The sequence below is a fragment of the Pseudoalteromonas sp. OF5H-5 genome, assembly GCF_021530695.1.
Taxonomy (GTDB): domain Bacteria; phylum Pseudomonadota; class Gammaproteobacteria; order Enterobacterales; family Alteromonadaceae; genus Pseudoalteromonas.
The window spans coordinates 130071-142075 of the sequence record NZ_JAKGBF010000005.1 but is presented as its reverse complement, the minus strand read 5'-3'; the positions used below and the strand labels follow the sequence as shown (position 1 = coordinate 142075).

The 12005-nt window shown below is 42.9% G+C and carries 10 protein-coding genes; 5 read left to right on the top strand and 5 right to left on the bottom strand.

All coding sequences use genetic code 11. From position 1 onward, the window contains the following. The first annotated feature begins 18 nt into the window (after positions 1-18). From L1271_RS09295 to L1271_RS09285, 3 genes are all read left to right on the top strand, one after another. A complete protein-coding gene (locus L1271_RS09295) occupies positions 19-726 on the top strand; it encodes a response regulator (RefSeq protein WP_010605084.1) in 708 nt (235 codons plus the stop codon). A gap of 21 nt (positions 727-747) precedes the next feature. Beyond that, positions 748-2034 (top strand): sensor histidine kinase, encoded by a 1287-nt coding sequence (locus tag L1271_RS09290; protein ID WP_102057008.1) that lies wholly within the window; start codon positions 748-750, stop codon positions 2032-2034. A 222-nt stretch (positions 2035-2256) separates the two neighbouring features. Next, positions 2257-3603: a sodium-dependent transporter gene (locus L1271_RS09285; protein ID WP_102057009.1), complete on the top strand. Its 1347-nt coding sequence runs from the start codon at positions 2257-2259 to the stop codon at positions 3601-3603. A gap of 35 nt (positions 3604-3638) precedes the next feature. Here L1271_RS09285 and L1271_RS09280 read toward each other — a convergent pair whose 3' ends face one another. Both L1271_RS09280 and L1271_RS09275 read right to left on the bottom strand, forming a co-directional pair. Then, a complete protein-coding gene (locus L1271_RS09280; protein ID WP_102057872.1) occupies positions 3639-4085 on the bottom strand; it encodes a GNAT family N-acetyltransferase in 447 nt (148 codons plus the stop codon). 106 nt (positions 4086-4191) lie between these two features. Further along, the gene (locus tag L1271_RS09275) at positions 4192-4935 is read right to left on the bottom strand and encodes a sporulation protein (protein WP_010605088.1); all 744 of its coding nucleotides are present in this window, start codon (positions 4933-4935) and stop codon (positions 4192-4194) included. Between the two features lie 131 nt (positions 4936-5066). Here L1271_RS09275 and L1271_RS09270 point away from each other — a divergent pair, with 131 nt between their 5' ends. Both L1271_RS09270 and L1271_RS09265 read left to right on the top strand, forming a co-directional pair. Continuing rightward, positions 5067-6638, top strand: coding sequence for a cation:proton antiporter family protein (locus L1271_RS09270; RefSeq protein WP_010605089.1), 1572 nt, complete (start codon positions 5067-5069; stop codon positions 6636-6638). A 276-nt stretch (positions 6639-6914) separates the two neighbouring features. Continuing rightward, positions 6915-7202, top strand: a complete 288-nt coding sequence (locus L1271_RS09265) for a hypothetical protein (RefSeq protein ID WP_088530338.1) — start codon at positions 6915-6917, stop codon at positions 7200-7202. A 149-nt stretch (positions 7203-7351) separates the two neighbouring features. Here the strand turns inward: L1271_RS09265 and L1271_RS09260 are convergent, their stop codons facing one another. From L1271_RS09260 to L1271_RS09250, 3 genes are all read right to left on the bottom strand, one after another. After that, positions 7352-8338 (bottom strand): sterol desaturase family protein, encoded by a 987-nt coding sequence (locus tag L1271_RS09260; protein WP_235367657.1) that lies wholly within the window; start codon positions 8336-8338, stop codon positions 7352-7354. Between the two features lie 117 nt (positions 8339-8455). Beyond that, complete coding sequence (locus L1271_RS09255; protein WP_102057012.1) at positions 8456-10663, bottom strand: TonB-dependent receptor family protein; 2208 nt, start codon at positions 10661-10663, stop codon at positions 8456-8458. Further along, positions 10656-11924, bottom strand: coding sequence for an imelysin family protein (locus tag L1271_RS09250; RefSeq protein WP_235367656.1), 1269 nt, complete (start codon positions 11922-11924; stop codon positions 10656-10658). The genes L1271_RS09255 and L1271_RS09250 overlap by 8 nt, the downstream gene beginning before the upstream one ends. Positions 11925-12005 lie beyond the last annotated feature (81 nt).

Sequence of the window (12005 nt, the reverse complement as noted above, 5' to 3'; positions counted from 1 at the left end):
AAAGTTCGGAGTAAAGACATGGAGCAATACGGCACAATCTTATTGGTTGAAGATGACACTTCATTAGCGCAATGGGTCGCTGAATATCTTGATAATCAAGGTTACAAAACACATTGCTGCTACCGCGGTGATGAAGTCGTTGAACGTGTTAAGTCACTAGACCCCGACCTTGTTTTACTTGACCTTATGCTCCCCGGTAAGGACGGTATCAGCGTATGCCGTGACTTACGTCAGTTTTATAGCAAGCCTGTTATTATGCTCACAGCCAAAGATGAAGAAATGGATGAAGTCATCGGTTTGGAAGTTGGCGCTAGCGATTATGTAATCAAGCCTGTGCGTCCTCGCGCCTTACTCGCTCGTATAAAAGCGAATGTTCGCGCTGCACAAGAAAAACCACAAGATCATCAAGCTGCCAATCACGAACTCGTGGTGGGACATTTATGTATCGACACTCAAGCTCGCAAAGTCAGTGTTGCAGGTCAAGAAGTCATCGTCTCTAGTGCCGAATACCTACTACTGCAATTTTTAGCCAGTCACGCTGGTGAAGTTGTCTCTCGCGATGCGGTTTTTAAAGCGACAAAAGGGAGAGAATATGACGGCCTCGACAGAAGCGTCGATGTGCTCATTTCTGCCCTACGTAAAAAGTTTAATGATGATCCTCAAAACCCAGAAAAAATTAAAACGGTGTGGGGTAAAGGGTATCTACTCGTGCCATCAGCTTGGTAATGAAGGTCGCAAGCTAATATCGTGAAAAAGCTCTATATCTACTTACTCGCTGGTGCGTTAATTTCGATCTTCGCTCTGGGTTGGGTGATCGACACCTATAATCAGCAAACCGCTCCCTTAGAAGATAGTTTTGAGTGGCAAAGCAAACTGATTACAGGTCTTGCCAAGCAAGTTGCAGATATTGAACAGGGAAAACGAGAAGACGCAACGGCTTTGATTGCCAAACAATTTGACATCAATATTAGCTATAAAGATGGCGAAACGCTAGCCATGCCGCTCGAGTTAAAGCAACAGATGTTACAACCTGATGGGTTAGTAATAGAAAACGAGAATGTATACCTTCTAAAAACAACCCCTAAAATGGCGCCTGACTACGTTGAACTTGAATGGCAACCTCAGGTTGAACAGGCTGATTACGACGTATTGCTAACATTATTTTTCTACGGTGGAATTTGCGCAATATTATGGTTCATTCTCTCTCCGTTAGTTAAACGTTTGATCGTTCTCAATACTGCAGCAAAGCACTTTGCCAGCGGTAACCTAAGCGCGCGCATCGCCCCCAATCATTTCACCTATATCCGCGACTTGGAAAATACCTTTAATCGAATGGCAAGCCAAATAGAGAAGTTGATGGCTGAGAATAAGCTAATGGCCTCCAGTCTTTCTCATGACATTCGGACACCTGTTGCGTGTTTAAGGTTTGGCTTAGATGCAGCTTTAGATGAAAGTGATATCGATGCCATTCACGATTATTTAGCACGCATGGAAAAAGATTTAGATCAAATGGAGGACATGCTCTCGAGCTATCTATCTTTTGCGACGCTTGAACAAAAGTCTCATTTACTCAAACATGAAGTAACGACTCTATCTCGCTATGGTCAAGATCTAATGCAGCAAATGCAACCAAAGCTACAAAAGAACCAGTTGTCTGGTCGCGTAGAAATTCCTGAACAATTAATGATCCATGGCGACTTACATTGGCTTGCAAGAGCGATAAGTAATTTGATCAGCAATGCCTGTGACTTTGCCACTGCCAGTGTGTTATTAAGTGCACACCATACCGAGCATTGGCTCATTATTACCGTTGAAGACGATGGCCCTGGGATCGCGAGACAAAATTGGGATAAAGTCTTTAGTCCTTTCTTTCAAGAGCAAACTCACCGTAACCGTGCAGGTAAAAGCTACGGCTTAGGCCTTGCAATCGTTGCAAAAGTCATGGATTGGCATCACGGTACAGCCACCGTTAACCAGTCAGAGCGATTAGGTGGCGCAAAATTTGTGCTTTCGCTACCCTGTAAAGAAAAATAATTATTGTAAATAAGTCGCTACACGGTGACTTATCTCATATAGAAATAATCGTGAAAACATTAGCTTATAAGCTAAACTTTGATTTTTGAGTGCAACAACTTAATTACGGCTAAATATCAGGCTAAAACTTGCGCTAAATCAAGGTAATTTACTCTTTTTATTTCTTTTTAATTACAGTAGATTGTCAGCGCCGTTAGAAATTTTTAGAGAAGTATAATAATTATGAGCAATGTCCGAGGAGAGTTCAGCTCTCGCTTTGGTTTTATTATGGCCGCCGCAGGGTCGGCGGTAGGTTTGGGAAACATTTGGGGATTTCCAACACAAACGGCATCCAATGGTGGTGCTGCGTTTGTTTTAGTTTATCTGGTTTTGGCTTTTTGTCTTGCCTATCCAGCACTAATGGCAGAACTCGTCATTGGTCGTCACGGCCAAGCAAATGCCGTATCTTCACTGCGCAAACTAACAAATACAGCATGGCAAAGTAAACTTGCTTTTGTTGTCGGGTTCGGCGGTATAATTTGTGCGGGTCTTATTTTAAGTTTTTATGCAATCGTGGCAGGGTGGATGTTTAGCGCAACACTTGAGCCCATCGCGGAAGTTGCCTCAATGACTCAAGTGCAATCTTGGCTTGCTGATTCCTCTATGTCACGCAATATCGTCTTTACAGCCGCCTTTATTGCACTCACAGTGCTCATTATTAGTAAAGGCGTAGAAAACGGGATAGAAAAGTGGTCAAAGCGTTTGATGCCCGCACTTATCGGTATTTTATTCTCGTTAATTGCGTATGTATTAACCCAAGAAGGTGCCGTTGAAGGTCTTAAGGTGTATCTTGTTCCTGACTTTTCTTCTGTGCTTAATCCACAGTTACTCGTTGATGCCCTAGGGCAAGCATTTTTCTCGCTTTCGCTCGGTACCAGCGTGATGATCATTTACGGCTCATACATAAGTAAAAAAGAGAATCTAGTTTCACTTGGTGCAATGGTTACCTTAATTGACGTTTTTATCGCATTCGTTGCCGGCTTACTTATCATTCCCGCCATGTATGTCGCGCAAGCGCAAGGCGTAGAGATTTTTGCAGCTGACGGCTCACTGCTAAATGAAGACACCTTAGTGTTTCAGGTATTGCCAGCATTGTTTGATAGCATGGGTAGCATTGGCCTGGTGGTAAGCTTCGCTTTCTTTGCTCTGATGAGTATTGCCGCACTCACCTCGTCTATTTCGATGTTAGAAGCGCCTGTTTCCTATGCTGTTGAACGTTTTGCACTAGGCAGAGTACAGGCCACCTGGATCATCGGCACCTTGGTAACAGCCGTGAGCTTCACCATTTTGGTAAACATCGAGACGCTGTTCGGTTTTATTGTTAGCCTGACAACGAAGTTTGGTCAGCCACTACTTGGCATGCTGTGCTGTGTATTTGTCGGTTGGATTTGGCACAGAGCAAAACTGCTTAAAGAAATTGAATCAGGATGCCCGGAAGTTGGCAGTAGTTTCTTCTGGAAAGTATGGCCTTGGTACATCCGCTTCGTTTGTCCAATTGCCATTGCTGCGGTATTTTTAAATTCACTATAATTTCGCTCATAAAAAGAGGCTACGCATAGCCTCTTTTACTTTTTCACAAATAACATATCCTGATGCGGGATCCCATCTTCTAGATAATCTTCACCTTGCTTCACAAAGCCGAGCCCCGTATAAAACTTGTCTAGATAACACTGCGCAGAAATAACTAGATTCTCATGAGTAATCTCCGTATCACAACAAGCAATCGCGCGATGCATAAGGTCATGTGCAACGCCCTGCCTTCGCAGCGTTGACGAAACAATAACACGGCCAATGGATGCAGTAGTTGCGGATTTTCTATAACAACGTGCATACGCTAAAATTTGTTCATCTTTGACCAAAAACAGATGTTGAGTTTCAGGCGCCCTATCGGTATCGTCAATTTCTGGATAGGGACATGCCTGTTCCACAACGAATACCTCTACCCTTAGCTTTAAAATCTCAAAAAGCTCATCTTTAGTGAGCGCATCATAACTTCTAATTTTCCAATTCATTTTCTTCTCTGTCATACCAATTAGCTTTACTAAGACTGATTGGTATCGTTATGCTTAAAACAAAAACGCCCAGACAAAGCTGGGCGTTTTAGAGTAAATTAAGTGATTATGAGAACAGCCGCTCCAACTGATCGCACAATTGAGAGATATTGACGTGATCGTGCTCAATTGTGAGATCGACGTATCCATCCCCTCGAAACGCTCTGTCCAACTCTATCAGTACATGAGTTCGATGTGCTTCAGGTACAAACGAAAGCTCAACTTCTTGTAGTCCAAATAATGCACGTGAGTTTGGTCGGTATTCTAGTTCTTGGTAACAACCAGAAACAGACTGAAACTCGGACGCTCGTAAATAGCCCTTTTCTACATCCGCTTTCACTAAATGGAAGCCTAAACGCTCCATCGCTGTCATACATGCTTTCACTGCTTCATTTGGATAAATGTGTAAAGCATCTTTGTCTGATGGGTCGATGGCTAAATCAATGTCTAAGCCTGTTTCAATCCAAACATGACAACGGTTGAAGCCCGCATTTATTTCTGTGATTGGTGTTTCTGAATGAAGTCGAGCTTCAAAAGGAATAACTTTTTCTTCGCCTGGGCCTATCGTGAAATTATTACCTACACGCCAACGGTCAATAACATGATTACTAAAATATTCTCCGTCTTCCCCTTCAACCTTAACTCTTGTCATTAGCGCAAGTTCTAAACCTGTTACTTCTTGGCTAACGTCACCGCCTTTTACTACAATTTGCGCTTGAAATTTCTGTCCCGGGTGCAAATGCTCTGTTTCCAATACAGTGTCTACTTTTGCCGCACCGATACCGACAGATGCTAGGATCTTCTTAAACATTACGTCTCCTGTCCGGTATGTCCTTACCTGCATCATAACCATATTTTTTCCAACTTGTCAGCGAAAATTTATAATTTATATATCAGGAGGTTTTGGTACACTGCTCATATCTTGGATAAAAATTTAAAGTTATGGAACTGCTCTATTTTGCTGTCGCATTTGCATGCGGATTTTCTGTTTATCAATTAAAGCTTCCTCCTTTGATTGGTTTTTTGATGGCGGGCTTTGTCTTAAATCTACTTGGCCATAAAACCACAGATTTACTTACTCAACTTGCAGATCTTGGTGTAACGCTGCTGCTTTTTAGCATAGGTTTAAAATTACGAGTTGGTAACCTGATAAAGCCTCAGGTTTGGGCGCCTGCGAGTATGCACATTATTACCAGTACGGCGTTTTTCGCTAGCCTGTTGTTGATGCTAGGGGCGATGAGCCTACCTTTATTTACTGATCTAGACTGGCAAAGCGCTTTATTGGTTGGTTTTGCATTTAGCTTTTCCAGTACCGTTTTTGCGGTAAAAGTGCTGGAAGAACGTGGTGAAATGGCAAGTCTTCACGGTAAAATCTCAATCGGTATTTTGGTTATGCAAGATATCTTTGCGGTTATCTTTCTCGCCGTCAGTACGGGCAAAGTACCCAATATTTGGGCACTGGCACTGCTTGTGGTGCTACCGCTTGTACGTCCAGCTATGTTTTGGGTATTAAGCCGCTCAAAGCATGGTGAGCTACTCCCTCTTTTTGGCTTCTTTTTTGCGTTAGTCGCAGGTTATCATGCCTTTGAATTTGCGGGCCTAAAAGGTGATCTCGGTGCGCTGATCATGGGTATGATTTTCGCCCCACATAAAAAAGCCGGTGAGTTATCAAAATCACTATTGAATGTAAAAGACATCTTGCTTGTTGGTTTTTTCTTGAATATTGGTCTGAATGCCACGATTACACTGGACGCACTTTTAATAGCGATTCTACTGGTAATTGTTCTACCGATTAAAGTCTCACTTTATTATCTCTTCACCAATATGTTCAAATTGCGTGCTCGTACATCGCTATTGAGCGCTTTCACACTCACTAACTATAGCGAGTTTGGTCTTATCGTGTGTGCCGTTGCATCTGCTTCTGGTGCGGTTGCTCCTGACTGGCTAGCAGTAGTTGCTATTGCTGTTTCTATTACTTTTGTGATCGCGTCTCCGCTCAACAAACGCTCGAACGAGGTCTACGTTAAATTAGAGCCTTGGTTATTAAAGTTTGAGAACCAAGACCGTTTAGAAGAAGAGCTTCCGGTAAATCTTACCGACACCAAGATCGTTATATTTGGTATGGGAAGGATTGGAACGGGTGCTTACGAAACAATACAGGCCAGCTTCCCAGATACCGTTGCTGGTGTAGATATTAAGCCTGAAGTAGTTGAAAAACATGTTTCCCGAGGGCGCAGGGTATTAACTGCTGACGCAACCGACCCTGATTTTTGGCAGCGTGTAAATCATTCTGAAGTAGAAATGGTTATGCTCGCGATGCCTAAACATATGCAGAATATTTATGCACTCGAGCAGCTCAAAGCATCAGGCTACAACGGCCAAGTTACCGCCATTGCAAACTACCCAGATCAACAGAAAGAATTAGAAGAAATGGGTGTGAATTCTACCTACAACTTCTATTTAGAAGCGGGTAGTGGCTTTGCAGAACACGTAAAAGAGAAATTATTTACTTAAATTAGTATTGGTTCTCAGTATCATAATTGGTACTGAGAACTATTTTCATATTCAGATCATCGTGTTACATCTAGACGTCCATCTTATTATTTCATTCCACTCATTATTCGATTTACAAAGCTTTACATCCAAGATGGTAATTTGCCCTCACTTCAGAGTAAACTGATCACATCGGACATGGCGTAAGTATCTATTTTATGAACAAAAAATTGATACCAAATGCCTTTTGAACATCGTGTCACTGGATTGTGAACAAGCTATACCTTTGGGGGTTTTATGATTAAGAATAAATCTAATGGTCAATTTTCTGCAGTAGTGGATGACGTCAAGGCTGCGCCTTTTTCAGACCTCCAAGAAAGGCTGGATGCAATTCAGGACGGTGGTATGACAGCGTTGGCAATTCGCAATATCCTATTTCATAAAATGCTCGATATGCATTCCGTACCAAACGATCACTATTTAAGGGATGAAGAAACCCCGAACCGGTTGGACGATCCAAAACTAATTGAAAAGTTAAATGAACTAGGCTTTTTCCGCAGCAAGCCTTCATCACAACTACACTAGTAAAGATTTAGGGAGCCTACTCTCCCACATAGGCTGACAATGCCCGTCGTCAGCCTATTTTCCCCTTCCAAGCACGAGCTTCACCTTTGAAAAACTCTCCCATACCGAAATTAATTCATTGCAAATATGTAGTTCTGAATAGTGAAGATCTAGTCACCCTGAGATGATTTAAGTGGTGAGTTACTTTTTTTCTTCGGTAATAAGGCTTTCCAAGCCTGCTTAAATGGCTTCAAATAAATCGCGGTAAGTGAATCATGTCCCGCATCATATTGCCCAACTCCAATGGTAATTTTACCCGCACTCGAGGCCTTAATAAGCGAGCCATACATACGATCCCAAATGGCAAGTGCTGAGCCTAAATTGGTATCAAAATGGATTGGATTGTCACTGTGATGTACTTGGTGCTGTGCAGGACTAATAAACCAATCTTCTAGCTTGTCACCCCAACTCAGCCATATATGTGAATGCCTTAAATTGGCCCCAAAAATATTAAACAAAAAGACAAACGCATTCGCACCCAGAATATCGTACATGCTCAAGCTGCTGCCAAATACATAATACCCTACTCCAACCACTATCCCTTGAGTTAATGCCATACGACAGGCGTACAGGTAACTTTCAACGGGATGTGAGCGATAAATGGTAAAGGGGGTCAGGACTTTTGCAGAATGGTGAACCTTGTGAAACTCCCAAAAGAATGGGATTTTATGTAGGATCAGATGCAGCAGGAATCGAGTGAGGTCATCGACTATAAACAAAAATAACGTAAATAGTCCAATCACTACCCATTCTGGCGCTTCTAGATATAACGCAGGACCAAAGAGCGCTTCAAGTCCACCGGATAATCCTAGCGCCACCGGTACCATAGTCAACACGATAGGCGTAAACGTCGCCGCCTTTATCAACCGATTTGTGATCAATAAACAGTAATCGAGCTTGGCGCTTTTGCACCACCAGACTTGCTTGGGAAACAGAAACTTTAAAAAACCTCTACCAGAGCGCGCTTTTTCTGTGGCGATATAAACAGGAACAGCCATCAAAATGGCACTAAACAAGTATGGCAAATACACTCTTTTATTGGCATCGAACAAGTAGCCTGGGAGTTCAGTAATGCTTTGCCATAGTTGCTCTAACATAGTCATTTCCATCAAAAAGAAATAATGAATTCACATATCTTTGGAACAGCTCCATAGCTCTAGCAACAAGCCGCCATGAAGCTGCGGCTCTTACTCAAGAGCCGCATAGACAATCAGTTAAAACTGGTATTTATAACCTAAACTAAATTGTCTTGGTTTGCCTGGGCGCGCGCCATACGGACGACGACTAACAATTTCTGCTTCATCGAACAAGTTGTCGATTTTAGCATAGACTTGACCATACTGGCCTAGCTCGTAACTTGCGGATACATCAACGATCGTTGTGCTGGGCACCTTTGCGCCTTCAAGGACAAGCTCAAAGTCTTCAGTGCTTCTACCAGCAGCTTCGCTCATCTCACTGATGTATTTGATGGCTACGTTAACTTTCCAATCACTTGCTGCAAGGCCGATGTTAAAAGTGGCTTGATGAGATGGTAAATACGGAAGCTCATCACCATTTTTAATATAACCCCATTGTGCGAACGTTGTCGCACGCTCATTCTGGAATTCACCTTTCGTATAGGTGTAGGTGAGACTATAAGGGATATCCAGTTGAAGGTTCAAAGGATAACGTTGTGCAAACTGCATTTCGAGACCGTAAACATCCACCTCACCGCCACTGAATTGCTGATCTTGTTGGTCATTGACACCACAGTTAGACTGACCACAGCTTTCGTTCAGATTCTCATAATCGTTGAAAAAGCTCACAATCTCAAACTGCGTCACACCATCATTAAAGCGCCCACCAAATTCGTAGTTAACACTCTTCTCAAGCTCTATATCCGGATCTTGTTGGGGTGAAGAAGGCACAAAACCTTGGTGCACACCAAATAAAAGACCGGCATCATCAGAAAGCTGATAGAAACCACTTAGGCTAGGTAGCCAAATACGGGTGGTTTTATCAATCCAAACATCGGCATCTTTATTATCTTGGTAAGACATGTCCATCAGCTCGCCACGAAGACCAAGGCCCAAAGCCAACGCATCAAGTTGTACTTTATCTTCTAGATATACCGACCACGCTTTAGTATTTTCAGTATTCAGCGAGGTAAACTGCTTTGAACCCTCTAGCAACACAGGTGAACCACCTTCCATTGCATATGCTTGCTCAAAATGTTTGCGCTCAATTTCATCTTCATGAAAACGCACGCCAACAGCAATATCATGGGTTAAGTTAAACAGGCTAAAGCTCGTATTGGCATCGACTTGAAGGCCTTGTGAGAAATACTCACGGTCATTAGTCCCCATATTCAAAAAGATATTTGAACCTGCAACGACAGAGTCCCGTGCCCCTGTGATCACAGCGTACTCATTTGCGAAAGCCTCTGGGTTTGCCATGATTTTTGAAAGGGATGGTCCACTTTTACTACCTAGACTATTAAGCTTAAGCCAAGCTCGCTCATAGTCATTACGGTACAGCCTTGTCGTAACGTTAAAGTCTTTACCATCAAGTACATGGGATAACATTACCTGAGTGTGCTTGGTATCCATCTCTGCAGGCTGAGACGCTGCGTATCGACGATACGGATTTTCAGCAAAATCTGCATCCGTTAAACCAAGGTAAGTTTCATCGGACAACTCGTCGGCATAGCTGAGCTTTAAGCCAAACGTATGGTTTAGCTCGCCTTGTGAAAGTTTATAATTAAACTTGGCTAAGATATCGTTCTTCTCAAACCCCGTATCACCACCGCCATCAAGCTCTTTAAAACCATCAGCTTGTAGATTTACCGCTTCGAATAAAAAGCCAACATTATTTACTACTGAACCGTAGTAACCGTGTGCTTTGGAATAACCGTCACTGCCAACCGCAACATCAATACCGCCTTCTGTAAACTCTGGCACTTGGCGAGTCACTAAGTTAAGCGCACCAGCAACTGTTTGCGGACCATGCTTGATAGCCGCTGGTCCTTTAAATACCTCAACCGCAGTCATACGAGTCGTAACCGGGAAATAATAAGCAGCCGGCGCAGAATAAGGAGCTGGGCCAATAAGCACACCGTCTTCCATTATGGTGATTTTTTTGCTTCGCTCAGGTGTTACACCACGAAAACCAATGTTTGGTCGCAAGCCATAACCATCTTCTTCCCGAATATTAACACCAGGTACATTAGAAAGAATACGGTGAATATCATCGTATTCGTATTCTGCCAACTGCGCTTCTGACAACAAGGTTGCAGAACCGGCTTCTTTTCGCAATTTATCGTGGTGGCTGATAATAGAGATATGCTCAATATCTTGATTGTCATCAGCAGCTTGCACTTGAGGTAGTGCAAAAATTACCGCTACCGCTAATAAAGATTTCTTCATGTTCATGCGCTTAATCATTGTCACCTGCCGAAGTTTGTGGAAGTTCTAGGGCGAGCTTTTCGATAAACTCAGTCTTTAAATCATCCGTCACTTTTTTAACGTCTGTATGCGTTTGCGTCACTTGCTCTGTAGAGCCTGCAAGCTCAGCTTTCAGGCTCGCATTCATCGCAAGCAGTGTAGCTTCTGCATCCGCAAGCCCTGCAAGCATGCGCTCTTTTACATCACTACCGTTCTCTGCATCTAAAAAGTCATCAAAGCCCAATGTATTCTCAGCATCTTGGCCATTACCAGTGAAGATGTTTCTAAACGCTCTGATATTAGCAAGTAAATTCTCTTTAGAATGTTCTGCAATTGGCGACTCCACCGCTTCTGGGCAAGCCTCTAAACCACATGCATTCGGAAAACCTAGGCCTAACGGCGTCGCTATTTTGCCGTCTTTTAGCTCTTCGGTCATGTAAAATAACGCCTTTGATATTTCATTAAGCGCTAAATGAGGCGTGTCAAACGGCGAGCCTGGTTGTCCTGCATTAACAAGTTTAGCTGCATAACCACTTTCCCCAGTCCATTGAGACAGAAGTGAACTACTCTGTGCTTCAATGTCTTTAGCCACTTCCGTCGCAAACTCACAACGCGCAACCGCTCTTTCCTGAGTTGAACGGCTATTCCATGGTGCCAACGCATCATTCACTGACGAGCAGTTGTGGTCAAGATTGGCATTGAATAGAAGGTGCTCTAAGGCAGTTAAGCCTTTACGGTTTGCAGTACGCTCAGAGATATTATAAGGATTGCTAGCATTGCCATTAATAACGCCATCTTCAAAATACACTACATCCAAGTCGATATCACATAAAGAGCCTGTAGCGGGCCAAACATAAATGTTGTTTTTAAGCTCTTTACTATTGGCAGTAAGTGGACCCATTTGCATCAATTCAACATACTGCCACCCAATCATAGCGTTGCGCCAACTTTGTTGAGCATTTTGCTTTAACGCGGCGGTATTTTCAGCCTGTACTTTTTCAGCGCTACAATAACTCGCAACTTCAAGTTGCTGTGTTACCGCGAGTTCATTGAATTGCTCAATTGCAGGGGTAAGCACATTATTCACAAGGTTACTTACCAAGGCCGCTTCATCAAATTGCGTAGGTAAAGTTGGGTTATCCGTTCCAGAGTTATTATCCTTCAATCCAGGTCCTTGGCTACTTGAAGTACTTTCACCACAACCAGACAATACCAAAGCCACAGCGACGGCAGCAGCACTTAAACGTTTAGATACTCTCATTTGTATTCTCTATTATCTATATACAACAAAAGGTTAGCAGAATTAACGGCTAACCTTTTAACGTTATAAACGAAAATTTAG

Excerpts from the sequence above, each read along its gene's own strand:
- L1271_RS09280 (WP_102057872.1), bottom strand. The coding sequence starts at position 4,085 with ATGAATTGGAAAATTAGAAGTTATGATGCGCTCACTAAAGATGAGCTT.
- L1271_RS09295 (WP_010605084.1), top strand. The coding sequence starts at position 19 with ATGGAGCAATACGGCACAATCTTATTGGTTGAAGATGACACTTCATTA.
- L1271_RS09285 (WP_102057009.1), top strand. The coding sequence starts at position 2,257 with ATGAGCAATGTCCGAGGAGAGTTCAGCTCTCGCTTTGGTTTTATTATG.
- L1271_RS09275 (WP_010605088.1), bottom strand. The coding sequence starts at position 4,935 with ATGTTTAAGAAGATCCTAGCATCTGTCGGTATCGGTGCGGCAAAAGTA.
- L1271_RS09250 (WP_235367656.1), bottom strand. The coding sequence starts at position 11,924 with ATGAGAGTATCTAAACGTTTAAGTGCTGCTGCCGTCGCTGTGGCTTTG.
- L1271_RS09255 (WP_102057012.1), bottom strand. The coding sequence starts at position 10,663 with ATGATTAAGCGCATGAACATGAAGAAATCTTTATTAGCGGTAGCGGTA.
- L1271_RS09265 (WP_088530338.1), top strand. The coding sequence starts at position 6,915 with ATGATTAAGAATAAATCTAATGGTCAATTTTCTGCAGTAGTGGATGAC.
- L1271_RS09260 (WP_235367657.1), bottom strand. The coding sequence starts at position 8,338 with ATGTTAGAGCAACTATGGCAAAGCATTACTGAACTCCCAGGCTACTTG.
- L1271_RS09270 (WP_010605089.1), top strand. The coding sequence starts at position 5,067 with ATGGAACTGCTCTATTTTGCTGTCGCATTTGCATGCGGATTTTCTGTT.